Origin of the sequence: Marinobacter nauticus ATCC 49840, from assembly GCF_000284615.1 — a bacterium.
Lineage (GTDB): Bacteria > Pseudomonadota > Gammaproteobacteria > Pseudomonadales > Oleiphilaceae > Marinobacter > Marinobacter nauticus.
Window position 1 is genome coordinate 1,224,179 of record NC_017067.1, and the last position, 24,967, is coordinate 1,249,145.

19 protein-coding genes are annotated in these 24,967 nt (G+C 58.8%); 10 read left to right on the plus strand and 9 right to left on the minus strand.

Annotated features, from left to right (window positions below):
* Positions 1-20: 20 nt before the first annotated feature.
* The gene (locus tag MARHY_RS05660; protein WP_041655449.1) at positions 21-2,837 is read right to left on the minus strand and encodes an HD domain-containing phosphohydrolase; all 2,817 of its coding nucleotides are present in this window, start codon (positions 2,835-2,837) and stop codon (positions 21-23) included.
* Between the two features lie 90 nt (positions 2,838-2,927).
* On the opposite strand from MARHY_RS05660, the gene alkB reads away from it, so the two are divergent.
* The gene (alkB, locus tag MARHY_RS05665; protein ID WP_014420951.1) at positions 2,928-3,578 is read left to right on the plus strand and encodes a DNA oxidative demethylase AlkB; all 651 of its coding nucleotides are present in this window, start codon (positions 2,928-2,930) and stop codon (positions 3,576-3,578) included.
* A gap of 4 nt (positions 3,579-3,582) precedes the next feature.
* Here the strand turns inward: alkB and MARHY_RS05670 are convergent, their stop codons facing one another.
* Entirely contained in the window at positions 3,583-4,863 is a 1,281-nt protein-coding gene (locus MARHY_RS05670; RefSeq protein ID WP_014420952.1) for an MgtC/SapB family protein, read from the minus strand.
* Positions 4,864-5,032: 169 nt separating this feature from the next.
* On the opposite strand from MARHY_RS05670, the gene MARHY_RS05675 reads away from it, so the two are divergent.
* From MARHY_RS05675 to MARHY_RS05685, 3 genes are all read left to right on the plus strand, one after another.
* Positions 5,033-6,520 (plus strand): SulP family inorganic anion transporter, encoded by a 1,488-nt coding sequence (locus MARHY_RS05675; RefSeq protein WP_011785574.1) that lies wholly within the window; start codon positions 5,033-5,035, stop codon positions 6,518-6,520.
* Between the two features lies 1 nt (position 6,521).
* Positions 6,522-7,460 carry a universal stress protein gene (locus tag MARHY_RS05680; RefSeq protein WP_014420953.1) on the plus strand — a complete coding sequence of 313 codons (939 nt, stop codon included), beginning with the start codon at positions 6,522-6,524 and terminating at the stop codon, positions 7,458-7,460.
* 109 nt (positions 7,461-7,569) lie between these two features.
* Positions 7,570-9,021, plus strand: coding sequence for a phospholipase D family protein (locus MARHY_RS05685; protein ID WP_014420954.1), 1,452 nt, complete (start codon positions 7,570-7,572; stop codon positions 9,019-9,021).
* A gap of 6 nt (positions 9,022-9,027) precedes the next feature.
* Here MARHY_RS05685 and MARHY_RS05690 read toward each other — a convergent pair whose 3' ends face one another.
* Genes MARHY_RS05690 through MARHY_RS05700 form a run of 3 tightly spaced genes read right to left on the minus strand, consistent with a single transcriptional unit; the run spans position 9,028 to position 11,375 of the window.
* Complete coding sequence (locus MARHY_RS05690) at positions 9,028-10,218, minus strand: BaiN/RdsA family NAD(P)/FAD-dependent oxidoreductase (RefSeq protein ID WP_014420955.1); 1,191 nt, start codon at positions 10,216-10,218, stop codon at positions 9,028-9,030.
* A gap of 45 nt (positions 10,219-10,263) precedes the next feature.
* A complete protein-coding gene (locus tag MARHY_RS05695) occupies positions 10,264-11,073 on the minus strand; it encodes a PhzF family phenazine biosynthesis protein (protein WP_014420956.1) in 810 nt (269 codons plus the stop codon).
* Complete coding sequence (locus MARHY_RS05700) at positions 11,070-11,375, minus strand: hypothetical protein (RefSeq protein ID WP_014420957.1); 306 nt, start codon at positions 11,373-11,375, stop codon at positions 11,070-11,072. Before MARHY_RS05700 ends, MARHY_RS05695 begins: the two co-directional genes overlap by 4 nt.
* A 205-nt stretch (positions 11,376-11,580) precedes the next feature.
* Between MARHY_RS05700 and MARHY_RS05705 the strand changes: the two genes are divergently transcribed.
* A complete protein-coding gene (locus tag MARHY_RS05705; RefSeq protein ID WP_014420958.1) occupies positions 11,581-12,996 on the plus strand; it encodes an aminotransferase-like domain-containing protein in 1,416 nt (471 codons plus the stop codon).
* On the opposite strand, the gene MARHY_RS05710 is transcribed toward MARHY_RS05705, so the two are convergent.
* The gene (locus MARHY_RS05710; RefSeq protein ID WP_014420959.1) at positions 12,984-13,634 is read right to left on the minus strand and encodes a response regulator transcription factor; all 651 of its coding nucleotides are present in this window, start codon (positions 13,632-13,634) and stop codon (positions 12,984-12,986) included. The two genes, MARHY_RS05705 and MARHY_RS05710, sit on opposite strands and share 13 nt — an antisense overlap.
* Positions 13,634-15,145 (minus strand): PAS domain-containing sensor histidine kinase, encoded by a 1,512-nt coding sequence (locus MARHY_RS05715; RefSeq protein ID WP_014420960.1) that lies wholly within the window; start codon positions 15,143-15,145, stop codon positions 13,634-13,636. Before MARHY_RS05715 ends, MARHY_RS05710 begins: the two co-directional genes overlap by 1 nt.
* Positions 15,146-15,293: 148 nt before the next feature.
* Here MARHY_RS05715 and MARHY_RS05720 point away from each other — a divergent pair, with 148 nt between their 5' ends.
* The 5 genes from MARHY_RS05720 to MARHY_RS05740 all read left to right on the plus strand — a co-directional run bounded on the left by MARHY_RS05720 (position 15,294) and on the right by MARHY_RS05740 (position 21,684).
* Positions 15,294-16,922 (plus strand): acyl-CoA synthetase, encoded by a 1,629-nt coding sequence (locus MARHY_RS05720; RefSeq protein WP_014420961.1) that lies wholly within the window; start codon positions 15,294-15,296, stop codon positions 16,920-16,922.
* Positions 16,923-17,015: 93 nt separating this feature from the next.
* On the plus strand, positions 17,016-18,392 hold the full coding sequence (locus MARHY_RS05725) for a solute carrier family 23 protein (RefSeq protein ID WP_014420962.1): 1,377 nt from the start codon (positions 17,016-17,018) through the stop codon (positions 18,390-18,392).
* A 241-nt stretch (positions 18,393-18,633) separates the two neighbouring features.
* Complete coding sequence (locus tag MARHY_RS05730) at positions 18,634-19,452, plus strand: metal-dependent hydrolase (RefSeq protein WP_011785563.1); 819 nt, start codon at positions 18,634-18,636, stop codon at positions 19,450-19,452.
* A gap of 117 nt (positions 19,453-19,569) precedes the next feature.
* Positions 19,570-20,520 carry a DegV family protein gene (locus tag MARHY_RS05735; RefSeq protein WP_011785562.1) on the plus strand — a complete coding sequence of 317 codons (951 nt, stop codon included), beginning with the start codon at positions 19,570-19,572 and terminating at the stop codon, positions 20,518-20,520.
* A gap of 129 nt (positions 20,521-20,649) precedes the next feature.
* Entirely contained in the window at positions 20,650-21,684 is a 1,035-nt protein-coding gene (locus MARHY_RS05740; protein ID WP_011785561.1) for a hypothetical protein, read from the plus strand.
* Positions 21,685-21,756: 72 nt separating this feature from the next.
* On the opposite strand, the gene fdxA is transcribed toward MARHY_RS05740, so the two are convergent.
* Both fdxA and mutS read right to left on the minus strand, forming a co-directional pair.
* Positions 21,757-22,080 (minus strand): ferredoxin FdxA, encoded by a 324-nt coding sequence (gene fdxA, locus MARHY_RS05745; protein WP_011785560.1) that lies wholly within the window; start codon positions 22,078-22,080, stop codon positions 21,757-21,759.
* Between the two features lie 163 nt (positions 22,081-22,243).
* Positions 22,244-24,868 carry a DNA mismatch repair protein MutS gene (gene mutS / locus MARHY_RS05750; RefSeq protein WP_014420963.1) on the minus strand — a complete coding sequence of 875 codons (2,625 nt, stop codon included), beginning with the start codon at positions 24,866-24,868 and terminating at the stop codon, positions 22,244-22,246.
* Positions 24,869-24,967 lie beyond the last annotated feature (99 nt).

Consider the following 24,967-nt stretch of genomic DNA (forward strand, 5'->3'; position numbering starts at 1 on the left):
GAGAATATACGTGTTTTTGGTCAGGGCTTCATGAACAGGCTTTCATCCACGGTATCAATCTGCTCGGCCTTCAGGTGCTGGGCACCGTAGCGCCGATAGGTTCCGGAGCGTACGAAGAGCAGGAATACCTCCCGGTCTATATGGCCCTGTCTGGTCATGTTATCCATGATGTCCAGTGCTTCAGACAGTGTCTTGCCCTGCTTGTAAGGGCGATCCACGGCGGTCAGCGCCTCGAAGATGTCAGCCACGGCCATGATTTTCTCGGGAATGCTCATGTCCTCACCGCTCAGGCCGAAGGGGTAGCCCTTGCCGTCCACACGCTCGTGGTGGGTGCCGGCCAGCCGGGGCACACGGGCCAGACGGTCTGGCAGGGGCAGGGCATCCAGCATGCAGATGGTCTGCACGATGTGTTCGTTGATACGGAAGCGCTCTTCTTCCGTCAGGGTGCCGTACTGGATGGTCAGATTGTGGAGTTCTCCCCGGTTGTAGGCATACTCAGGCAGCTTCATGTCAAAGCCCCAGAGATTGCGCGGGTCGTCCCGCTGGACCGGAGGCACCCGGTCGCCCCAGGTGCGAATATGCCAGGGTTTGTCTGCCAGCAGTGGCTCTGTGGCGGGCAGTGCCGCTTCCGGAGAATCCGCCAGGGCTTGCTGCTCATCCCCGGAGAGGCCCAGCCGGTCACTGAAATGGCGTTGCCAGGTCTGGGCTCCGATCTGGCGAATGCGCGCTACATCCTCGTCCGACATGGACTCACTGCCCACATTGGCGTCTGCCAGGAAGCCAAAGTCAGCCTGAAGTTTTGCCTGGGCCTCATCTCTGTAACGGGCAGCCTGGGTCGGGTCTTCTCCATTCAGGCAGGCTTGAAGGTAACGGACCTCGGCATCCCGGTGCAGGATTTCAAAGCGGGCCCGGATTTCGTGGATGCGGTTGTAGATGGTTTCCAGCTTTACGGCTTTGTCGACCACATATTCCGGGCTGGTGATCTTGCCGCAGTCGTGCAACCAGGCCGCCAGGTGAAATTCGTAACGTTCGTCTTCGTTCATGCGGAAATGGGCAAAAGGCCCTTCCGATGCCTGCTCTGCCACCTCCGTGATCATCTGGGCGAGCTTGGGTACCCGCTCGCAATGACCACCGGTGTAGGGCGACTTGGCATCAATGGCGCTGGCCACCAGGCGGATAAACCCATCGAGCAGGGCTTGCTGGCTTTCGATCAGTTCACGGGTTTCGATGGCAACTGCGGCGGAGCCGGCAATTTCATCCACGAAAACAATCAGGTCATCACTGAGATGGGTGTGGTCGCCCACTTCCATTTCGATGATCAATGCACCAATGAGTTTCTTGCGTCGATTACGCAGGATGGCAAACACCGGGTGGCCGGATATGTGGTTTCTGAGCTGACGAATGATCTCGTTATCGTCTGCCGCCTGGTTGATGGCTGGCAGGCTGGCGGGCAGTTCAAGTCCGCGGTTAACCGCCAGGTCGAGCTTATGTTCATGGCTGCCGTACAGGTAAATAGCGCCACGTTCCTGGCTGACGATGGCGATGATCTGATCAAGAATGTCGCGTAACAACTGGTTCAGGTCCTGGCCCCGGTTGAGCACCGTGGCGATGTTCTGGAAGCTTCGGATGGTGCGGGCCATGTCATCCAGGGCAATGCTGAGCTCCGAGGCTTCCCGGATATGCGACTCCGAACGGATTGGCATGTCAAAGCGGAAGCGGGAGAGGCTGCTGACCCGGTCGGTCAGGCGTTCAAGGGGTTTGCCCACCTGGCGCCCCATAAACCAGCCAAGTATCAACAGCAGAAGCGCTATGGCGCCGGCGATCGCGGTCTGGCGGGCAAGGGCGGCCCAGACATCGGCCAGCAGTTCATCCGAGGGAATGGCGACAACCACGGAGAGTGCTTCATCGGGCAGGGTTCCAAGTCGCTCGGCCATGCCATACCAGTCACGGCCCTGCTGCTGAAAGCGGCGGATTTCCCGGTTGGTGCCAGGCTCAAGCACCTGGCGGATCACGGCATCGGGCTCGGTGTTACCGTCGGCGTCTGCAAGCAGTTCCCCGGAGGCGCTGACAATGGCCAGCCGGCTGCCTGGGGTCTGTTTCAGCTCCGCCAGTTGCGAGCCCAGGTCGGTCACGGTGACATCAACACCCAGCACGGTACCCGGGATACTGGCGGCCCTCTGAGACAGGGTCAGCCCGGTTTCCTGGGTGGTGAAAAACACATAGGGCGCTGATAGCTGCAGCGAATCTCCGGCCCTGGCTGCCTGATACCAGGGGCGCTGGCGGGGATCATAGTCGTAATCCGGCAGCGAGCGGCGTTCGAGCAGTTCCAGGTCGCTGTTATAGAATTGCCAGATGCCCTTGCGCAGGTTGCCCTGGTATTCCAGGCTTTGCAGCAGATAGCGACTGGTTGCGGGGGCGTCCGGAAACTGGAGTGAGCCCGAACTGCGAATCTTACGGAACAGGAAAAAATCGCCATTGTCATAGCCTGCGTATACCGCACTGACAATATCGCTGCTGGTGAGCACATCGGCAATCACCGGCAGGCGTTGCCGTCGTTGCTCAAGGGTAGAACTCCGGGAGAGTGGGTCGTGCCGCAACAAGGCCAGCGCCGTAGCCGGCGGTTGGGTAATGGCATTGATACGATCGTCCACGCTTAGAGCCAGCTGTCGGGCAGTGGCGGCGGCAGCGGTGACCTTGGCCTGTTCCATGCCCCGATAACTCTGGGCCACCAGTGTGATGGCCAGTATCAGCATTCCCAAGGTAATGGCAGAGGCTATCAGGAATGCCAGTGATACCCGGGCGGACTGTTTGTTGTGTGGCGGTTTTGTCTGTCTCACAGCGTCGGGATCCAACGACGGATGAAGGGTTCTCTAAGTGTAGACGCTCTGCGGGCGTTATTCTGATTTCAGAAGATAAACGGGTGGCTTATGACGCCAGATCTGTTTTCCGGGTCGAACGATCAACCGACAATGGAAGCCTTTGACGAGGGCGTGGTTGTGCTACGGCGCCATGCCGTGAAGCACCAGCAAGCCTTGATGCGAGATATAGAACAGGTGGCGCGACAGGCGCCGTTTCGCAACATGAAAACGCCGGGTGGCCATCAGATGTCGGCCGCCATGACCTGTTGCGGCCCCCTGGGATGGGTGACTGACGAGACAGGGTATCGCTACCAGCCTCAGGATCCCTTATCCGGGCTTCCGTGGCCGGCCATGCCCGAAAGCTTTGTCTCATTGGCCTGCAAGTCAGCCCGGGAAGCGGGATTTCCCGGCTTTGACCCGGATGCCTGCCTGATTAATCGCTATCAGCCAGGGGCCAAAATGGGACTGCATCAGGATAAGGACGAAAAAGACTTTGCCTGGCCCATTGTGTCGGTGTCTCTGGGTCTGCCCATTGTGTTTCAGTTTGGTGGACTCAAGCGCAGCGACTGCCCCGCGCGTATTCTGCTGGAACATGGTGATGTGGTGGTCTGGGGCGGTCCGGCCCGTTTGCGTTACCACGGCGTTCTGACTCTGAAAGCCGGTGAACACCCGGTGACCGGCTCGGCCCGCTACAATCTGACCTTCCGTAAGGCTGGCTGATACCTTATTGCAGCCAGGCCACCAACAGGCCTGCGGCCAGAGATAACACCATCGGGCCAGCCACCAGCAGACCGGTTTGTCGGTTGCCGATACTCCAGGCGATGCCCGATTTCACCAGATTATTCACCGCTGCCGCGATGACAATCCCCAGCACGGCTGCATCCATGCCCAGGCCATCGTTGGACATCCGGGTAAGAGACAGGGTGATGGCATCGACATCCGCCACGCCAGAGGTGGCGGCCAGGGCGTAAATGCCGACATCGCCAACGGCATTCTTGAGGAATTCCCCCAGTAACAGAATGGCGGTCAGCAAGAAACCGAACACCAGTGCGGAAGAGAGATCCAGCGGGTTCTGGTTCATGGTGGGCTGGCTCACCTGCAGTTGCCGGGCGTTGCGGCGCCAAATGATCAGCGCGGGCACGTAGAGGAGGGCGGTCATCATGGCGACCGGCCAGATCAGGCTGGGCAGCAGTGCCTTGTTGATGACCAGGCAATAAACCAGAATCCGGGGGAACATGGTGCCGCAGGCAATCAGGATGCCGGCAGCAAACTGCGGGCTGAAGTCGGGATTTTTCGCCGATTGCCGGGCGAAGTGCAGGCTCAGGGCGGTAGATGAACTCAGCCCGGCAAACAGACTGGTGAACAGAATGCCTTTGCGGGCTCCGGCCACCCGGATGGCAAAGTAACCGACAAATGAGATGGAGGCGATCATCACCACCATCCACCAGATTTCCCGGGGGTTGAGCACGCCACCCGGGCCCATGGCCTCGTTTGGTAGCAGAGGCAGCATCACCACCGAGATCAAGAGCAGTTTAAGGGCCGCGTCCAGTTCGCTGGCCTGAAGCTTGTGTACCCAGCCGTGGATTTCTTCCTTGTTGTCCAGAATGATGGCGGTGACCACCGCAGCAGCGGTGGCGATCACCGGATCCACCGCCACGGCAACGGCGCCAAAACAGAAGGTCAGTAACATGCCGACCATGCCGGTAATGCTGAAATTGCGGATGTGTTCCAGGCGCTCGCTGTAGGCCACCAGCCCCATGGCCACTACACTAAGTAGCAATACCGGAAAGGCCCAGGGGGTAATCTGCTCCGACAATACGGCGGCAATACCGCCCAACAGCCCGACCAGTGAGAAGGTGCGGATACCGGCAATGCGTTCCCCGGATTTCTGCTCCCGGGCATCCCAGCCCCGCTCCAGCCCAATGATGGCTCCGAGCAGCAAGGCCACGGCCAGATTGATGGTGGTCTGGTTGGCGTTTAGGAACTGGCTTGCTACATCATCCATGTACTTGTCACCAAAAAGATTATTTAAACGCATTCTAGGCAATTAGCGGCCCCGGCGGCACCCCCGGTCTGTCGGGATGGTCAGTCTGGCCATACTTTCAGGACGGTTTCTGGTACCCTTCGCGGCCCCGATCTGATATCCCCAAGAATTGAAAGCGACACCCCTGACCATGACAAACGCACTCAAGCAGAACTGGTTTTCGAACATCCGCGGCGACTTGCTCGCCGGAACCGTGGTTGCGCTGGCACTGATTCCGGAGGCGATTGCCTTCTCTATCATTGCCGGGGTTGACCCGAAAGTGGGCTTGTATGCCTCCTTCTGTATTGCCGTGATTATTGCCTTTGTCGGTGGCCGCCCGGGAATGATCTCGGCGGCCACCGGCGCCATGGCGCTGCTGATGGTGACGCTGGTCAAAGAGCATGGCCTGCAATACCTGCTGGCGGCAACCCTGCTGACCGGTGTGATCCAGATTGCCGCCGGCTACCTGAAACTGGGCGGCTTGATGCGGTTTGTATCCCGTTCAGTGGTGACCGGTTTCGTGAACGCTCTGGCCATCCTGATTTTTATGGCCCAGTTGCCGGAACTCACCAATGTGACCTGGCATGTCTACGCCATGACCGCCGCTGGTCTGGCTATTATCTATCTCTTCCCGCTGATACCCACTGTGGGCAAGTTGATTCCGTCTCCGCTGGTTTGCATCGTCGGTTTGACCATTGTCTCCATGGTTATGGGGCTGGATATTCGTACCGTAGGTGATATGGGTGAATTGCCGGATACCTTGCCGATTTTTCTGTGGCCAGACGTACCGCTGACGCTGGAAACCCTGATGATCATCCTGCCCTATTCACTCGGTCTTGCCGTGGTAGGGCTGCTGGAATCCTTGATGACGGCGACGATTGTCGATGATCTTACGGACACGACCAGCGACCGTAACCGCGAGTGCAAGGGCCAGGGCATTGCCAATATCGGTTCCGGCTTGCTGGGCGGCATGGCAGGCTGCGCGATGATCGGTCAGTCCATCATCAACGTGAAATCCGGTGGTCGCACACGTTTATCCACGCTCACGGCCGGTGTCTTTCTGCTGATTCTGGTGCTTGTGCTCGACAAGTGGCTGGTGCAGATTCCGATGGCCGCCCTGGTGGCCGTGATGATTATGGTCTCCATCGGTACCTTTAGCTGGGATTCCATCCGTAATCTCAGGGAGCATCCATTGTCTACCAATATCGTGATGCTGGTTACGGTCATTGTGGTCGTCGCCACCCACAACCTGGCTTTCGGCGTGCTGGCCGGTGTCCTGCTGGCGGCCCTGTTCTTCGCCAACAAGGTTGGCCATTACATGCTGGTGACCTCCGAGCTGGACGAGGCAACAGACACCCGTCGCTATACCGTGGTGGGCCAGGTGTTTTTCAGTTCCTCGGAAAAATTCCTGGAATCCTTTGACTTCAAGGAAGCGGTGGACAATGTTGTGATAGACCTCAGCCGCGCGCACTTCTGGGACATTACCGCCGTTGGCGCGCTGGACAAGGCGGTGATCAAGTTCCGCCGAGAGGGTGCGGATGTAGAAGTGATTGGCCTGAATGAGGCCAGTGCCACCATCGTTGACCGCTTCGGGGTGCACGACAAGCCCGACGCCGTTGACCAGCTGATGGGGCACTGATATGACTCAGACCAAAGAAAACTCTGACATTCGCAGCAAGAATAACAGCCAGAATCAGGCGCAAGGCGAGGCAGCTATGACGGCAGACAAGTTGAGAATTGTGGCGTGTATTGACGGTTCCCGGGCCGCCCCTGCAGTGTGCGATTTTGCCGCCTGGGCCAGCCGCCACATGGACACGCCGCTGATGCTGCTGCATGTTCTGGATGAAGAACGGTATCCGGCCGAGCCGGATCTGGCTGGCAGCATCGGCCTTGGCAGCCGCGAGCATTTGCTGGATGAGCTGGCGGAGCTGGACCGTAAGCGCTCCAAGCTTGCCCTGGAGCATGGCCACCACATGCTGGACGAAGCAGAGGCCAGGGTAAAAACTGCGGGTATTGGCGAGACGGTCAAGCGCCAGCGCCATGACAACCTGGCCGAGGCTCTGACCGCGCTGGAAAAAGAAACCCGGCTATTTGTGATGGGGTTGCACGGTGAAAGCAGTTCCGATCGAGATGTGCACATCGGTAGCCAGCTTGAGACCGTGATCCGTAGTGTGCATCGTCCGATTCTACTGGTGCCAGATGAATACCGCGAGCCGAAAAGTGCCATGGTGGCCTTTGATGGTTCCGCGACCGCCTTCAAGGGCATTGAGATGATTGCGGCCAGCCCGGTGTTACGGGGCATGCCTTTGCACCTGGTGATGGTTGGAGCCGACACGGCCGATCGTTGGGAGCAACTGAAAAAAGCGGAAAAAATGCTGGAAGGCCTCGGTGTTGAGATCACGCTGGCTATCCGCGCTGGCGATGTGGAGCCCACGCTGCACGCCTATCAGGAAGAGCACGGCATCGACATTCTGGTGATGGGCGCTTACGGCCACTCGCGAATCCGCCAATTTCTGGTGGGCAGTACAACAACCACCATGCTGAAAACCGCGCACAAGCCGCTGGTTATTCTCAGATAAGGAGCAACCATTGCTCACAGGCAGCCGAGAAGGGAACCCGATGATCAGAAGGTTATTGACCCTGATATCCCTGGTTGTCCTTGCTGGCTGTGCAGGAGGGATCAAGCCGATGGAACACGGGCCGGCAATACCGGTCGCCTCGGAGCCAGACGCTTTTCTGCAGGCACAGAGCGAAGAGCGGGTCGGCGCCGGGTTGCCGGCGGTAAAACTGCTGAACACCGGCCAGGATGCCTTTCTGGCCCGGGCCGCACTGATCGAGACTGCCAGCCAGCGCATCGACGCCCAGTATTACATCTGGAACGATGATGACAGTGGGCGTTACCTGGCCAGCCGTCTGGTTGCGGCCGCAGATCGCGGGGTGGTGATTCGCCTGCTGCTGGATGACATTAATGTTGCTGGCAAGGAATCCCTGTTCGCCTTGCTGGATGCCCACGCCAATATCCGTGTGCGTATTTTCAATCCATCCCGGTCCCGGGATGGATTCGGTCGCTGGCTCTCGTTTATCACTGACTTTGATCGCATCAACCGGCGCATGCACAACAAAACCTTTGTGGTGGACAGTCTTGTGGGTATTGCCGGGGGCAGGAACATCGGGGATGAGTACTTCGATCAGCATCCGACACTGAACTTCCGGGATCGCGATGTTCTGGTGCTGGGGCCGTTGGCGGGGGACATGACCGCCAATTTCGAGGCCTACTGGGACAGTCCCTGGACCTTGCCGCTGGTAGAGCTTTATCCCAAGCCTGAACAGGCACAACCGAAGCTCAGCGTCCTGATTGAATCTGCCGCCTCGCGGCATTACCAGATCGAGCCCCCAGGAAACCGGCAAACGGCAAGAACCTATCTGGAGACCTTGTTTGCCAACACCGTTTCCGCACCCGCCGAACTGGTGTTTGATCCGCCTCCCGAAGACCCGGATGCCCCCGCAGAGGCTCCCCAGCGAACCGCGCAAACCCTGTATGACCTGGTGGACGGTGCCCGGTCCGAGATTCTTATTGAATCGGCGTATCTGATCCTGACTGACCATCAGCTCAGTGCCATGAGCGACATTGGCAGAGGTCGTTTACAGGTTGCCGCCCTGACCAATTCGCTGGCCACCAATGATCTGGTTACCAACCACTCCGGATACGCACGGTGGCGCCGGGCGATGTTGGAGCAGGGTATTGAGCTACACGAATTACGACCGGATGCCCCTGCATGCCAACGTTGGGTGGCCGCCAGTGCAGCCTGTGAAGGCGGTGAGGTAAGCCTTCATTCCAAAGCGGTGGTGTTTGATCGGGAAACCCTGTTTGTCGGGTCCTTTAACGTGAATCTTCGTTCCATCTATCTCAATGGCGAGACGGTGCTGGTGATCAAAAGCCCAGAGCTCGCGGATGCCGTGGCGGACGATATCCGTTACGCCATGGAGCCCCGGAACAGCTGGCGGGTTGAGCTGAATGGCCAGGATGAGCTGGTCTGGCGGTCAGAAGGGCAGGAGGTGCAGCACGAGCCGGAGGTGGGTTTCTGGCGCCGGGCCATGTCGCGGATGCTGTCGTGGTTGCCTATCGAGAAATACCTGTAGCGGGGCTCAGGCCTCGTTGCCGGCAGCCACACCAGACGCCCAGGCCCACTGGAAATTGTGACCACCCAGGTGCCCGGTCACGTCCACCACTTCGCCAATAAAGAACAGGTTCGGCCGATCCAGAACCGCCATGGTTTTGGAGGAGAGTTGGCGTGTATCAACTCCGCCCAGGGTCACTTCTGCGGTTCGATAACCTTCGGTGCCGGCAGGTTTCACCGTCCAGTTGCCCAGAGTGTCGGCAATCTGCTCGATGTCCTGATTGCTGCAGCCTTGAAGTGGGCCCTGCCAGCCCTGAAGTTCATTAAATGCCTGGGCAAAACGTTTGGGCAGATGCTGGTTGAGATACTGCGCCAGAGTGGATTGCGGCTTTTGCCTGCGAAGTGCCAGCAGGTCCTCCTGAATACGCAGGCCGGGCAACAGGTTGATGTGCACCTCATCCCCCGGCCGCCAGTAGCTGGACACCTGCAACATGGCCGGGCCACTCAGCCCCCGGTGCGTCACCAGCATGGGCTCGCGGAAATGCTGGTTGTGGCAGTGGGCATCCACAGGGCAACTGACGCCCGAGAGTGGTGCCAGTTGCTGTTTCAGCTCCGGTTGCAGGGTAAAGGGCACCAGCCCGGCCCGGGTCGGCAGAATGTTCAACCCGAATTTTCTGGCAAGCTCATAACCGAATCCGGTCGCGCCCATGGTGGGAATGGACAGGCCGCCGCAGGCAACCACAAGAGATTCGCAGCTCAGCACGCCGCTGCCAGTCATAACCTGATAGCCACCGTTCGCTTCCCGTACTTTCTGAATCTGGGTCTTCAGTCGGATCTCCGCGCCCGCCCATTCACATTCGGTCAGCAGAACATTGAGGACGTCTTTGGCGCTGTCCCGGCAGAACAACTGACCGGGCGCTTTCTCCTCGTACTCGACGCCGTGTCGATCCACCAGTTCGAGGAAATCCTGGGGAGTGTACCGCTTCAACGCTGAGATACAGTAATGGGGATTGTCCGAGAGGAAGTTGGCGGGTGTGCTGTTCAGGTTGGTGAAATTGCAGCGCCCGCCGCCGGACATCAGGATCTTCTTGCCCGGTTTGTTGGCATGGTCCAGCACCATCACACGCCGACCACGGTAGCCGGCGGTTGCCGCACACATCAGCCCTGCTGCGCCGGCGCCGATGATGATTACGTCATACGCTGAGGATGAACCTGCCATGATACTACCCGCCGTTGGTGAAAAACGCCGGGCAGTATACCAGCCTCACGGCAGGTGAACGGAGCCTTCCATGTAGAAGGCTGCCTGGCCAGAAATGGCCACCCGCTCGCCCCGGAGCTCGCAGCGCAGTTCGCCGCCGCGGGCAGAAATCTGGCGCGCCCTGAGTTCGGTTTTACCAAGCTTCTCAGCCCAGTAGGGCACCAACACACTGTGGATGGAGCCGGTCACGGGGTCCTCGTCGATACCGGCGCCGGGAGCGAAATAGCGGCTGACAAAATCGCAGTCCGTTCCCGGGGCGGTCACAATCAGGCCCTGGTTGCCCAGCTCGGCCAGTTTGCGGTTATCCGGAGTTGCGGTCCGCACCTCGTCTTCGGAGTCCAGCACCACCATGTAATTGGTGTCGTTAGGCACGTAGAAAGACTCGGCCGGCGCCCCGGGCAAAGCCTCCAGAATCAGCGCCGGCGTTGGCCTGTGCTCGAAAGGCAGATTAGGGAAATCCAGTTCCAGCCAGCCTTCTGTCCGGCGGGTAACGGCCAATGGACCACTTTTGGAGTGAAAACGTACGGTGTCGGCCGGCCAGTTCAGGCGGTTGAACACCACCCACGCCGAGGCCAGTGTGGCATGGCCGCACAGCGGTACTTCCACCGCAGGGGTGAACCAGCGGATGTGGAAATCCGCTGGGTCAGACTCTGGCAACGGCACCAGAAACGCGGTTTCCGACAGGTTGTTCTCCAGTGCTATTGCCTGCATCCGCTCGTCTGGCAGCCATTGGTCCAGCGGCATAACGGTTGCCGGATTACCGCCGAACAGGGTGTTGGTAAAGGCATCGACCTGATAAATCGGTGTGGTGTTCATAGGTTCTCCCTGTTGGAGTTGGTCAGATAATGTCTGGCTCGCGAACGGGCGAAGCGCTGTAATTCCTGCTCACTGTAGCAGTGGACTTCCGGTAGCGGGCGGTTGCCGGTGAGAATCCAGTGGTTGTGGCCGGCCGGGATTACCCGGATGCCCTCCCGGGCCAGGCCTTGTATGGTTTTGAGGTGAAGGCCGTTGCCTGTAGTAGCGTCTGCACCGGCGAGGTTGAACAGGTCTTTCTGACTGGCTCTGGATCTTTCCGGTTGCTGATCAAAACGCTCGTGGGTTTTCTGTACCTGTGCCATGGTGAAACTCCTTCTTCAGTGGATGGCTTTATTGTTCGCTTATCCGTATTGCCATAACAGATTCAGTTAACCAGGCATTGAATCGGTACAGATGGCCTATAATCTGAACTGTGCTGGCCGAAAAGTAGCCAATCTGTACTGCCTGAATCGGCGCCGGATCTGCTGCAATAGACCTCGATTGGCCACTGCAAACAGGGAGAAGACCATGGGTGTGCTTTATAACCAGGTAGCAGATCAGCTGCAGGGGCTGATTCGTGATGGCGTTTACCGGGAGGGTGAGCGTTTGCCTGGGGTTCGGGTGCTCAGTCGCCAGTTCGGAGTCAGCATTTCCACGGTGCTTCAGGCCCACCAGACACTGGAAGCCCGTGGCTATCTGCAGGCCAGGGAGCGCAGTGGCTATTTCGTAAGGTTGCCTGCCAGGGACGTGCCGGAACCCAGAATGTCGGAACAACGTAGCCAACCGCTGCCGGTGTCTGCCCGGGAAATGACACTGGATCTGTGCGCGGACGAGCAAAAGCGCATGGTGCCGTTGGCCACCGCCATACCACACCCGGATTACCTGCCGCTGCGGCAGATCCAGCAGAGCACCCTGTGGGCTGCCCGGCGGGGCCTGGAAACCCTGGACTACGCCTTCCCCGGCAAGGAATCCTTTCGCCGGCAGATTGCCCAGCGCATGGCGAGCCTCGGCGTGCCGATCTCGCCAGACGATGTACTAGCCACCAATGGTGCCCAGGAGGCCATCATCCTGGCTCTGCGAGCGGTCACCCAGCCCGGCGACATTGTGGCCGTGGAATCGCCTTCCTTTCCGGGAATCCTGCAGGCGCTGGAAGTGGTGGGGCTCCGGGTGATTGAGATTCCAACCCATCCCTCCGATGGTATTAGCCTGGAGGGGCTTCAGCTGGCCTTGGAGCAGTGGCCTCTGAAAGCCTGCGTGGTGGTGCCGAATCACAGTAATCCTATGGGTGCCAGGATGACGGACGAGCGCAAGCAACAACTGGTGGCCATGCTGGCGGCCGCCAATGTGCCGTTGATTGAAGACGATATCTATGGCGATCTGTACCACACGGGTGAGCGCCCGCGGCCGGCCAAGGCTTTTGATCGCGCCGATAACGTGATCTACTGCAGCTCCTTCTCCAAAACCATTTCACCGGGCCTGAGACTGGGCTGGATGATCCCCGGTCGACACATGGCCAGTGCTCGCCAGCACAAATATTTTGTGAACCTGGCAACCTCATCCATTCCTCAGTTGGCGGTGGCGCATTTTCTGGAGCAGGGTGGTTACGATCGTTATTTGCGCGCTGCCCGCCAACACTACCATGAGGCGACCGAACGGCTGCGTTCGTCCGTGGCCCGGTCGTTCCCGGAGGGCACGGCGGTCAGCCGGCCACAGGGAGGGTTCGTGCTCTGGGTGCAGCTGCCGGACGGTGTGTCCGGTACTGAAGTGTATCGGCGCGCCCGGGCCGAAAACATCAACGTGGCACCGGGGCTGATGTTCTCAACCACCAACAAGTTCGAGAACTGCCTGCGACTGAACGGTGGCAATCCCTGGACAGACCGGCTGGAGACCGCGGTGATACGACTTGGCTCCCTGGCCCACGAAGTCCAGCGTCATTCTGGCTGAGCGGGCTGCCTGAGTTCGAGGGGGTTCAACAGACCCGCGGCAATGGCCAGGCCGGTCACGTCTGGCAGACGCTCTGCACCAAGGCGCTTCATCACCCGGGCCCGGTACAGGTCGATGGTCTTGACGCTGACATCCAGCTGCTCGGCAATTTCCTTGCTGGTGTAACCCTGGGCCAGGGGCAGGAATACATCCTTTTCCCGGCGGGTCATGCTGGCAATCAATGCTTCGGTACTGGCAGCAGGCGTTGCGTTTGGTACAGGATCGTCGGCGTCCTGAAGGGCTTGTTGCACACTGTCCAGCAACAATTGTTCGTTGAATGGTTTTTCGATGAAGTCAAAAGCCCCGGACTTGAAGGCCCTTACCACAATGGGCACGTCGGCGTGGCCGGAAACAAAGATGATCGGCACGTCCAGGCCTCGTTTCTGCAACTCTTCCTGTACGTTCAATCCCCCCAGCCCCGGCATACGGATATCCAGAACCACGCAGCCAGGGCGCTGGTCTTCCACCGCATCCAGAAACTGGCGGCCATCGCTGTAGGCTTTCACCTTCAGCCCCACTGATTCCAGTAGCCACTGGGTGGATTCAAGCATGCCGGCGTCGTCGTCGACCACGTAGACCGTGTTGTGCGTGTCTGGCATCAGGGTTTTTCTCCTGGCGAATGTGCGAAATCTGCGGTGCGATTTGGGGCGAGCCGGTGCTGGTTGGGCGGAAACCGGCAGATCAATGACAGCCCGCCGGTTTCGGCGGGTATGGCGTCGAGAAAGCCGCCAAAACCTTCGATAATGGAGCGGCTCATGGACAGCCCGAGCCCCAGGCCTTTGGGTTTGCTGGTGAAAAACGGCTGAAACATCTGGCGTATGCCTTCGTCATCCAGGCCCGTGCCCTCGTCGGTGACCTGGATCAGGGTTTCGCGCTGATCGTTGATGCAGGTGGTCACCACGATATGGGACAGCCGGCCGGTTTCGCCACGGGCTTCGACATTGGCTTCTATGCCGTTACGGACCAGGTTGATCAACACCTGCTCCAGCAGAACCGGGTCTGCGGTAATCACGGGAGAATCGGCGGCCAGATACTCCTGTAACCGGACCCCGTTTTTTTCAGCTTCCCACTGGCACAGTTTCACTACGTCGCTGATAACGGCATTGAGCGAGACCGGTGCCATGCGCTTCTGGCCCTTGCGCAGGAAAGCTCGTAGCCGTTTGATGACTTCTGAGGCCCGGTTGGCATGATGTACGATCTTCTGCAGACCGTCGTCCACTTTCAGCAGACGGTCCGGGTGTTTATCGGCTTCCTTGAGAAAACGCTGGCTGGCGCTGGCGAAATTGACGATGGAGGCCAGCGGCTGGTTCATCTCATGAGCAATGCTCGAGGCGAGCTCGCCCAGGGTGGCCAGGCGCGCGGTATGGGCCAGCTCGTCTGCCAGACGTCGGTTCTGCTCTTCCGATTCTACCCGGGCGGTAATATCACGGGAGACACTGATCACTTCAACTACGGCACCGGTGTATGTCTCGCGGATGGCTCGGCTGGCAATCTCGAACCAGCGGCGGCTGCCGTCCCGGTGATGGAGTTCCAGAGTGAGGGTGGCGTAGCCGTCTTCCCGCAGGCGGTGGCGGGTTTGTGCCAGCTCTTCGGCCAGATTCTCCCCCTGGAAAACGTCTTCCAGGGCTTTGCCGCGCAGCTCTTCGGGCCAGTATCCCAGCAGCCGCCAGGAAGCGGGCGTGGCGTCGATAAAACGGCCATCCGGGGCATGGCGGGAGATCAGGTCGGTGGTGTTCTCAGTGATCAGGCGGTAAAGCCGGTTGGAGCGGACCGCCTGCTCCTGATCCCGAATGTCGTTGGTGGCATCGCGCCCGCGCACCAGAACCTGCGTGCCCTCTGGCAGGGGAATAAAGCTCCACAGAACGATTCGATCACTGAACCGTGACTCCACATCCTCAATGGCCCGGCCCTGGCCGATGGCCGCCTGCACCAGCGCCTGAGTGTTTACCGGTAACAAAGTATCTGGTGTCGGTGCTTTACTGATAGTGAGCAACTCACGGGTGGCACGGTTGCAGTCGGATACCGTGGCGTCGGCTGCCAGAATCAGCGTGGGTTGCGGGTCGCTGTCCAGTAGGAGATTGATTTGTCGAGAATTGTTGGGATCTGTCATGTTTTATAGAAGTATTCCCATAATACCATGGTAGAGTTTCTAGTAATTTTGCTGTGGTCTACCATTTTCGGCAATGCTGATTATAGCTGCTTTAGCGATTCTTCTGAATACGCCATAAGAACAACATCCGAGTTAGAGGACCACGCCAATGACGTCGATCTTTGACCAGGGCCTAGAGCCCCGGGACGCGAACTACGCTGTTCAATCCCCCATAGATTTTATCGAGCGCACGGCCAGTGTGTATCCGGATTACCCGGCCATTATTCACGGTGCTATCCGCCGCACCTGGGCTGAAACCTACGACCGTTGTCTGCGCCTGGCATCTGCCCTGAAAGGCCGTGGAATCGGCCGGGGCGACACCGTTGCCGTGATGCTGCCGAACATTCCGGCCATGGTGGAGTGCCATTTCGGCATTCCGATGATCGGTGCCGTGCTCAATACCCTGAACGTTCGCCTGGATGCCGAAGCCATCGCCTTCATGCTGGAGCATGGCGAAGCCAAGGTGGTGATTGCTGACCGGGAGTTCGGCCAGGTGATCAAGGATGCGGTGCGCCATCTGGAGCACAAGCCGCTGGTGATTGACGTGGATGATCCGGAATATGGTGAGGGCGTTCAGGTCAGCGATCTGGATTACGAGGCCTTCCTGCAGGAAGGGGACCCGCAGTTCCAGTGGAGTTTCCCGGATAATGAGTGGGATGCCATTTCCCTGAACTACACCTCCGGCACTACCGGTAATCCCAAAGGCGTGGTGTACCACCACCGCGGTGCCTACATCAACGCGCTGGGCAACCAGACGGTGTGGTCCATGGACATGCACCCGGTGTACCTGTGGACGCTGCCGATGTTCCACTGCAATGGCTGGTGTTTCCCCTGGACCATTACCGCCATGGCCGGTACCCACGTGTGCCTGCGCCGGGTAGACCCGGAGAAGATTCTGCAGCTGATTCGTGACCATCAGGTTACCCACATGTGTGGTGCTCCGATCGTCCTCAATGCCTTGCTGAATGCCTCACCGGAAGCCAAGGCGGGCATCGACCACGAAGTGAAGTCCATGACTGCCGGCGCTGCGCCACCCGCCCAGGTGATTGGCTCCATCGAAGAAATGGGCATCAAGGTTACTCACGTGTATGGCCTGACCGAAGTCTATGGACCGGTCACTGTGTGTGCCTGGAAATCCGAGTGGGACGAGCTGCCCCTGCATGATCGCGCCAAGATCAAAGCCCGCCAGGGTGTGCGTTACCACACGCTGGGCGGCACCATGGTGGCTGATCCCAACACCATGCAGCCAGTCCCCAAGGACGGCAAAACTATCGGTGAGATCTTCCTGCGCGGTAACACCGTGATGAAGGGCTACCTGAAAAATCCGACCGCCACGGAAGAGGCGTTCCGTGGTGGCTGGTTCCACACTGGCGACCTGGCGGTGTGGCACGAAGACGGCTACATGGAAATCAAGGATCGCCTGAAGGACATCATCATATCCGGTGGCGAGAACATCTCCACCATCGAGGTGGAAGATACCCTCTATCGCCATCCGGCCGTACTGGAAGCGGCGGTGGTTGCCCGGCCTGATGAGAAGTGGGGCGAAACCCCCTGTGCCTTCATCACCCTGAAGCCGGAAGCCGGGGATGTGTCTGAAGACGACATCATCAACTTCTGCCGCGAGCACCTGGCCCGCTTCAAGGTGCCCAAGACCGTGGTCTTCACGGAGCTGCCGAAAACCTCAACCGGCAAGATCCAGAAGTTCGTACTGAGGGACCAGGCCAAAGACCTGAACTGAATCCTTTAACGGCTGCGCCTGCCGGCGCAGCCATACCTCTCCACAAAAACAACACTGGCTGGCGCCTGAAACACGGTGTCTGGAGGTTTCTTTATGCAAATGTTCCACAGAAAAAACGGTGAAGAGCAGCCGTACTGGCCTGCTGGTCCCTTCAAAGTTCGTCTTCCGTTTGTACATTACCGCTGGGAATTCGCGGAGATGGTGCAGGCGTTGATCATGTTTGTGGTCAGTCTGGCCATGATTCCGCTGCTGGAAAAATATCTCGGTGTTCCCTATGACGTGGCCCTGGCCTACGTAGTGATCTGCGGTATTGGTTTTATGCTGCCAGCCTTGCTGGGTGTGCCTCTGGTGCCCGGCTGGATTACCCCGGGTATTCCGGTGGTGCTGCTGTTCCTTTCCGATTATGAACCCGGCCCTGAGGCCATCCAGGCGCTGTTTGCATTGCAGTTCCTGGTGTTCCTGATCTTTCTGATTCTGGGCGTGACCCGTCTGGGCAGCAAACTGGTTAACTGGATTCCGCGCTCGATGAAGGGCGGTATCATTATTGGTGCCGGTATTGCGGCATTGATGGGTGAAATCGAGGCCGGCGGCCGCCTGGCCAACACGCCGATCTCCCTGATCGTGGGTGGTCTGGTGTGTCTGTATCTGATGTTCTCGGTCTCGTTCAAAGGCTTTGTCGACAAGAACGTGCTGGCCCGCAAGATTGCCAACTACGGCATGGTGCCGGGCATGGTGGTGGCCATTCTGGTGGGCTTTGCCACCGGCGAATACGATGTCCCGAACGTGGAGTGGGGGATCACCAAGCCAGCGTTCGACCAGCTGTGGAACTACCTGCCGTTTAGCGTTGGTTTCCCGGATCTGAATGTATTCCTGTATGCGATTCCGACCGCAGTCATTGCCTACGTCATTGCCTTCGGTGACATCGTGGTGGGTCAGTCCCTGATGAACCGTGTTGACCACCTGCGCAAAGACGAAGACATCGACAACAGCGTGGACCGTGTACACCTGGTGACCGCTATTCGTAATGGCGGCCACGCATTCTTCGCGCCGTACCCTGGCCTGGCTGGCCCGATCTGGACGGCGGTGACCGCCACCATGGCCGAGCGCTACAAGTATGGCCGTAATGCCATGGATTCCATCTACAGCGGTGGTGGCACCTTCTGGATTACAGGCTTCATCGCACTGTTTGTGCTGCCGCTGGTGAGCTTCTTCCAGCCGGTGCTGCCGATTGCCCTGTCGCTGACACTGCTGCTGACCGGCTACATCTGTTTGATGGTGGGCCTGGAGCAACTGGAAAACAACACCGAACGCGGTATTGCTGGCACGATGGGCGTAGTACTCGCGGTTTACGGCGCGGGCTGGGGCCTGGCCACTGGTGCGGTGTTGTACTTCCTGATCGAGCGCACTCATATTCTCGGCTTTACCCCCGACCCGGAAGCACCGGGCGCGGAGCCGGTCAACGAGCACTGAACCTGATGCCGCCGTGTTCGGCGGCGGCATCTACCCACTGTGTGTCCTTGGGAGGCCTGAGCGCCTCCCTTTTTTGTTGCTGTTCGGACTTCTGACAAGTTGTCATATTGTGACAAAGCGTCTTTTTTTCTTGAGGTATGCCTTTCGGTTTGCAGTTACGTGGGGGTAAACTGATCCCGTTGATTAAAAATTATCCGCAGTCAAACTCCCGATAACAACAAACAGACCACAGGAGGCTGCCATGACGATCAGCTCCACCCCCGATGGTGTCACGGTCAAACCCCGGCACCTGCGGTTCGATGTTCGTACCGAACTGAGAACGCTCTGGCATGGCAACGATGCCTTTCGAACGGCCTTTTTCAATGCCTTGTCCCTGCAGTTTCCGGATGGCGAGCAACAGTTTATCAACGCAGTCCGGCTCTACCGGGATCAGATTACCGATCCCAAGTTGAAGGAGGAGATCAAGGGCTTTATCGGCCAGGAGGCTTTGCATAGCCGGGAGCACAAGGAATACAACGAGGCTCTGAAAGCCCGGGGCTACGATATTGATGCCCTGGACGAACGGTTCCGCAAACACATGGAGTGGGTCGGGCGCCTGCCGCCGAGTCGGCAACTGGCCGGGACTTGTGGTGCTGAGCACTACACGGCGGTTCTGGCCAACGCCATTCTCAGTCACCCGGAGTGGATGGAAGGAGCGACTCCAACCATGAAGAGGCTGTGGCGCTGGCATGCCATTGAGGAAACCGAACACAAGTCGGTGGCCTTCGACGTATACCGTGCCTGTATCGGCAATGACAAGCTTCGCCGGATCGTGTTCCTGTTCGTGACCTGGAATTTCTTCCGCTACACCTTCCTTAATACCTGCAGCCTCCTGAAAACGGACGGCAAGCTCTGGAGCCTGAGAACCTGGTTGGGCGGTCTGAATTTCCTGTGGGGCAAGCCGGGGGTTCTGCGCAAGTGCCTGCCGGATTTTCTGGCCTATTTCCGGCGGGATTTTCACCCGTGGCAGCAGGACAATCGCGGTTTGCTGGAAGCCAATCTGAGGGAACTGGAAGCCTGATCCGGTTCCCGGGTTGCTGAAATTTTCATCAGCCTGTGTAACACTGGGGCGCTGCAAAATAATCATAAGAAAGGGCGTACCCGCCAGAGGACGCGCCCGAACCCGGAGACATTCAGCATGCGAGTTGGTCTGATCGTTGATAGCGCCTGTGATCTACCCTATGAATTCGCCCGCAAACACGACCTGTTTGTGCTGCCCGTCACGGCCATAATTGATGGCCAGACCTACATCGATAACCACGATCCTGTCCGTACCCAGGAGTTCTATCAGAGCGGCCTGCTCGATAAGGGGCACCAGGCGGAAACGGAGGCGTTCAGCGCCGAGCAGATTCATGATCTTTTCATGGAAAAAATTGTCACCGAATTTGATGTCGCCATCTGCGAAACTGTTACCCGCAGCCGGAGCCTGATTTACCAGAACGCATCTGAAGCCATGAACTCTGTGATGGCGCATTATGAAGAGGCGCGCAAGGCTGCAGGCCGGGATGGCAAATTTTCCATGCGGGTGATCGACAGCAAACAGATATTTGCCGGCCAGGGGCTGCTGGCGGCTCACACGCTGAAGCTGATTGGCCAGAAAGTATCGAAGAATGCGCTTCGCCATGAAGTGGAAACCTTCACCGACAAAATCTACACCTGTGTCATTCCCCGGGATCTGCATTACATCCGTGAACGCGCCCGGCGCCGAGGTGACAAAAGCGTGTCTGCGGTGGCGGCTTTCCTGGGTAAGGCGCTGAACATCATCCCGGTGATTTTCGGGCAGGGTGTGGAAGGCAAACCGGTTGCCAAGACCCGTAACTTCGACATGGCTGTGGAGAAGGTGATGAATTACGCGGTCGCCCGGGTGGAAGCGGGTTTGCTGACGCCGTATGTCAGCCTTTCCTGTGGCCTGAGCTGGACCGAGATCGAGGATCTGCCGGGCCTGAATCGCCTTCGGGACGCGTGTGAGCAGAACGGCGTTGAGCTGTTGTTGTCCCAGATGGGTATTACCAGTGCCATTTATGTGGGGCCGGGCAGTATCTGCCTGGCGTTGGCCGCCGAGCCTCACGAGTTCAGTGATTTTCAGTAAATCGAACGGGCCGGTCGCCAGACTGGCCCTGTATCACGCCTGATGGTGTAGTTCGGGCAAACCCGCCATACGCCGGAACGTGTTAGCCTCTTTGCCAGACAAGAAAACCTGGCAAAGGAAAACAGGCTTATGACCGAGACCACCTCAACCCTGGCGGACCAATTACTTGAAGCCCACGTTCGGCACGAGCTGAATGCCCTGAAAGGCGCCAAACTGAAAAAGTTCCTGCATCAGGAAGTGGACGAACTGCTGGAGTATGCCAATAGCGTGACCCTGGAGCGTGTGGTTAGTGCCGAGCAGATTATGGGCCTGATCCGGCGGGTGGTGGTGAGCATGGAGCTGGATGCCGGCATTCCGGAGCTGGCAGCGGACCTGGCAACCGAAGTGTTGAAGGCCCCGGTTCAGAGCCAGACCAGACTGGGCGATATTCTGTCCCGTGAGCAGGCCAGTGCGTTTGTTGAGGAAGCCCTGGAGTTGCGCCATCAGCGGGAACGGGTGATCAGTGAGATTATGGCTCACCCGGTTTATCAGGAGCTGGTGTCGAATGTGGTCTATCACGGGCTGGTGAACTACCTCTACGAGGATAATCTGATTACCCGCTCAGTACCCGGGGTGGGCTCGATGATGAAGTTCGGCAAGAAAATGGCTAACAAGGCGGTGCCGGGGCTGGATGAGACCTTTGAACGCCGCATCAAGGCCTGGCTTTCGGACAGCCTGCCGAGCCTGATTGCCCGAAGTGAGCAGTTCCTCCACAAGGCTTTGAGTGATGACGAACTGCGTGACACAGTCATGGCGGCCTGGGTGTCTCTCGAAGACCGAACCATTGAGGATCTGCAGGACGGACTGGGTGATGTTCAGTTGCAGGAATTTGTGGTGCTGGGCTATGACTTCTGGCTGCATTTCCGCCAGACCCCGTATTTTGAGGGCTGCGTTCAGGCAGTAGTGGAGGGGTTGTATGCCCGTTATGGTAACCAACCGGTGATGAACCTGCTCGCGGATATCGGCGTCACGCGGGAAGTGATTGTCACGGAACTTGAAGCGGTGGGCTTGCCGCTGGTGGATCTGCTCCGGCAGGAGGGCTATCTGGAAGCGCTGTTGCGGCGCAGGCTGGAACCGTTCTATCGTTCGGCAGCGACGAAAAAGCTGCTGGCGGCCGCTGGCTGAAACGCATCAGGGCCAATCAAAAAAGGCCGGAGGTGATGCCTCCGGCCTTTTTCGTTTGCGCGCGGCCTGGCCTCAGCGCTCCAGGTACTTGAGTTTGTCGGGCTTACCGTCCCACTCTTCGGCATCTGGCAGCGGGTCTTTCTTTTCAGTGATGTTGGGCCACTTGCCGGCCAGCTCTGCGTTGATTTCAACAAAGGCTTCCTGGCCTGCCGGCAGCTCGTCTTCCGAGAAGATGGCCTCGGCCGGGCACTCTGGCTCGCACAGGGCGCAGTCAATGCACTCGTCCGGGTCGATGACCAGAAAGTTGGGGCCTTCGTAGAAGCAGTCCACGGGGCAGACTTCCACGCAGTCGGTGTATTTACACTTGATGCAGTTATCAGTAACGATAAACGCCATAGTCAGATCCCTGGTTCGTAGAAGATTCAGTCTCATCAGGAGCCTGTCAGTTACCCGGCCCCGTTTATAATTTGGAGCGATATTGTAGGGAGCCCCCCACACTGCCGCAAGCGTTGGCCTGCTATATCGTTATTACCCAGATCAAGTTTGGCGCAGAATGCTGTTATTTTGCCAGTAACTCCTTGAGTTCATAAAGCTGGTTCAGGGCGTCTCTAGGGGTAATGCCGTCCAGATCGAGCTTCTCCAGAGCCTGTTCCACTGCACTAGGCTCGGCCACGGCAAACATGTCGCCCTGGTACACTGCATCCACACTGGCGGTCTTAGCCGCAGATGGCGTAGCCGGTTTCGGCTCATTAACGCTCACGGGCGCCGGCGACGGGTTGCTGCCTGCTTCCAGACCTTCCAGATGCGCCAGCTGGGTTTTGGCGTTGCGGATCACATCCTGGGGTACACCGGCCAGTTTTGCCACCTGCAGCCCGTAACTCTGGCTTGCCGGGCCATCGTGCACATTGTGCAGAAACACGATGGAGTCGTCGTGCTCGGTGGCGGTCAGGTGCACGTTAACCGCATGTTCGAGGTCATCGGCCAACTGGGTCAGCTCGAAGTAGTGGGTGGCGAACAGGGTGTAACACCGGATGTTCTTTGCCAGGTGCTCGGCCGTGGCCCAGGCCAGCGAAAGGCCATCGAAGGTGCTGGTGCCGCGGCCCACTTCATCCATCAACACCAGGCTGTGTTCGGTGGCATTGTGCAGGATATTGGCGGTTTCAGTCATTTCCACCATGAAGGTGGAGCGGCCACCCGCTATGTCATCCGAGGAGCCCATGCGAGTGAATATCCTGTCCACCGGGCCAAGCACGGCGCGGTTGGCAGGCACGAAGCTACCGGTGTAAGCCAGCAGGGCAATCAGGGCGGCCTGGCGCATGTAGGTGGACTTACCGCCCATGTTCGGGCCGGTGATCACCAGCATGCGGCGTCTGGTATCCATCAACAGGTTGTTGGGCACAAACGGCTCGTCGAGCAGCTGCTCCACCACCGGGTGCCGACCTTCCTCCACATCAAATCCTGGCTGGTCGGTAAATTCCGGCGCGGTGAAGCGCAGGGAGGTGGCTCGTTCGGCGAAGTTGCTCAGCACGTCAAGTTCGGCCAGGGCCTGGGCGGCGTCCTGTAGCGGGGCCAGCTGCTCGGCCACGGTTTCGAGGACATCGTCGTACAGACCTTTTTCCCGGGCCAGGGCACGGCTTTTGGCGCTCAGTGCCTTGTCCTCAAACTCTTTCAGTTCCGGAGTGATGAAGCGTTCGGCGTTTTTCAGGGTCTGGCGGCGGATATAGTCCACCGGCGCCTGGTCAGACTGCGCCCGGCTGATTTCGATGTAGTAACCATGCACCCGGTTGTACCCCACTTTCAGGGTGGAAATGCCGGTGCGTTCACGCTCCCGGGTTTCCACATCCAGCAGGTACTGGCCGGCGTTTTCACTGATGTTGCGGAGTTCATCCAATTCTTCGTCGAAGCCTTCGGCAATCACACCGCCATCACGAATCACCACGGGCGGGTTGTCGATGATGGCGCGTTCCAGCAGGTCGGCCAGTTCCGGGTATTCACCGATGACGGTGGCCAGCTTCACGACATGGTGTGAGTTGACCGGTTTCAGTGCCTCCTGCAGTTCTGGCAGGGCATGAAAAGCGTCGCGCAGGCGCGCAAGGTCCCTGGGGCGGGCAGAACGCAGGGCAACCCGGGCCAGAATCCGTTCGATATCACCCACCCGTTTCAGCAGATCGTGCACCGGCTCATAGTGGAAACCGTCCAGCAGCGCAGATACTGCCTGCTGGCGCTGGCGCACGCGCTCAACATCCCGAAGTGGACGGTTCAGCCAGCGTCGGAGCTCCCGGGCTCCCATGGCGGTGGCGGTGCGGTCCATCACCCAGGCCAGGGTGTGTTGTTGGCCACCCATCAGGTTGGTGTCGATTTCCAGGTTCCGGCGGCTGGCGGCATCCAGTATCACGGCGTCTTCCCGGCGTTCGCGGGTCAGTTTTCGGATATGTGGCAGTGCCGTGCGCTGGGTCTCCTTGGCGTATTGCAGCAGGCAGCCGGCAGCACAAACGGCCAGGGTCAGGTCTTCGCAGCCAAAGCCGGTGAGATCGCGTACCTGCAACTGCTGGGTGATCACCCGGAGGGCAGTGTCCGATTCAAACAGCCAGGGGCCCTGGCGGCGTACGCCGGTGAAACCCTCAAGGATGTCGGTATAGGGAAAATCCTCGCTGATCAGGATTTCAGCGGGTCGCAGGCGCTGAAGCTCACCCTGCAGGGCTTCAAGGCTCTCCAGTTCCGACACCGCGAACCGGCCGCTGGAAATATCCAGTGAGGCAAAACCGAACTGCTCTTTGTGATGGTAGATGGCTGCCAGCAGGTTATCGCGGCGGTCTTCCAGAAACGCCTCGTCACTCAGTGTGCCGGGAGTGACAATGCGCACGACCTTGCGTTCCACCGGGCCCTTGCTGGTGGCAGGATCTCCAATCTGCTCGCAGATAGCGATGGACTGGCCCGCGCGAACCATGCGGGCAATGTAGCCTTCGGCCGAATGGAAGGGTACCCCTGCCATGGGAATCGGATTACCTCCGGACTGGCCACGTGCGGTCAGGGTAATGTCCAGCAACTCTGCGGCTTTTTTAGCGTCGTCGTAAAACAGCTCGTAGAAGTCCCCCATGCGGTAGAACACCATCTCGTTCGGGTGTTCTCCCTTGATTTTCAGGTACTGCTGCATCATCGGGGTGTGCTTGGACAGGTCCGTCATAGTTCCTCAATTCTTCCGGGTAAACATCGGCAAGGGTGGTGGCACGCCGTTCGGGATACCAAAACCCGCGATGGTACCACGGTCCGGAGGTGTCGGCAG

Coding starts and splice junctions, on each gene's coding strand:
- MARHY_RS05735 (WP_011785562.1), top strand. CDS start 19,570: ATGCGAGTTGGTCTGATCGTTGATAGCGCCTGTGATCTACCCTATGAA.
- MARHY_RS05705 (WP_014420958.1), top strand. CDS start 11,581: ATGGGTGTGCTTTATAACCAGGTAGCAGATCAGCTGCAGGGGCTGATT.
- MARHY_RS05685 (WP_014420954.1), top strand. CDS start 7,570: ATGGAACACGGGCCGGCAATACCGGTCGCCTCGGAGCCAGACGCTTTT.
- MARHY_RS05680 (WP_014420953.1), top strand. CDS start 6,522: ATGACTCAGACCAAAGAAAACTCTGACATTCGCAGCAAGAATAACAGC.
- alkB (WP_014420951.1), top strand. CDS start 2,928: ATGACGCCAGATCTGTTTTCCGGGTCGAACGATCAACCGACAATGGAA.
- mutS (WP_014420963.1), bottom strand. CDS start 24,868: ATGACGGACCTGTCCAAGCACACCCCGATGATGCAGCAGTACCTGAAA.
- MARHY_RS05675 (WP_011785574.1), top strand. CDS start 5,033: ATGACAAACGCACTCAAGCAGAACTGGTTTTCGAACATCCGCGGCGAC.
- MARHY_RS05715 (WP_014420960.1), bottom strand. CDS start 15,145: ATGACAGATCCCAACAATTCTCGACAAATCAATCTCCTACTGGACAGC.
- MARHY_RS05700 (WP_014420957.1), bottom strand. CDS start 11,375: ATGGCACAGGTACAGAAAACCCACGAGCGTTTTGATCAGCAACCGGAA.
- MARHY_RS05725 (WP_014420962.1), top strand. CDS start 17,016: ATGCAAATGTTCCACAGAAAAAACGGTGAAGAGCAGCCGTACTGGCCT.
- MARHY_RS05740 (WP_011785561.1), top strand. CDS start 20,650: ATGACCGAGACCACCTCAACCCTGGCGGACCAATTACTTGAAGCCCAC.
- MARHY_RS05710 (WP_014420959.1), bottom strand. CDS start 13,634: ATGCCAGACACGCACAACACGGTCTACGTGGTCGACGACGACGCCGGC.
- MARHY_RS05670 (WP_014420952.1), bottom strand. CDS start 4,863: ATGGATGATGTAGCAAGCCAGTTCCTAAACGCCAACCAGACCACCATC.
- fdxA (WP_011785560.1), bottom strand. CDS start 22,080: ATGGCGTTTATCGTTACTGATAACTGCATCAAGTGTAAATACACCGAC.
- MARHY_RS05695 (WP_014420956.1), bottom strand. CDS start 11,073: ATGAACACCACACCGATTTATCAGGTCGATGCCTTTACCAACACCCTG.
- MARHY_RS05720 (WP_014420961.1), top strand. CDS start 15,294: ATGACGTCGATCTTTGACCAGGGCCTAGAGCCCCGGGACGCGAACTAC.
- MARHY_RS05730 (WP_011785563.1), top strand. CDS start 18,634: ATGACGATCAGCTCCACCCCCGATGGTGTCACGGTCAAACCCCGGCAC.
- MARHY_RS05690 (WP_014420955.1), bottom strand. CDS start 10,218: ATGGCAGGTTCATCCTCAGCGTATGACGTAATCATCATCGGCGCCGGC.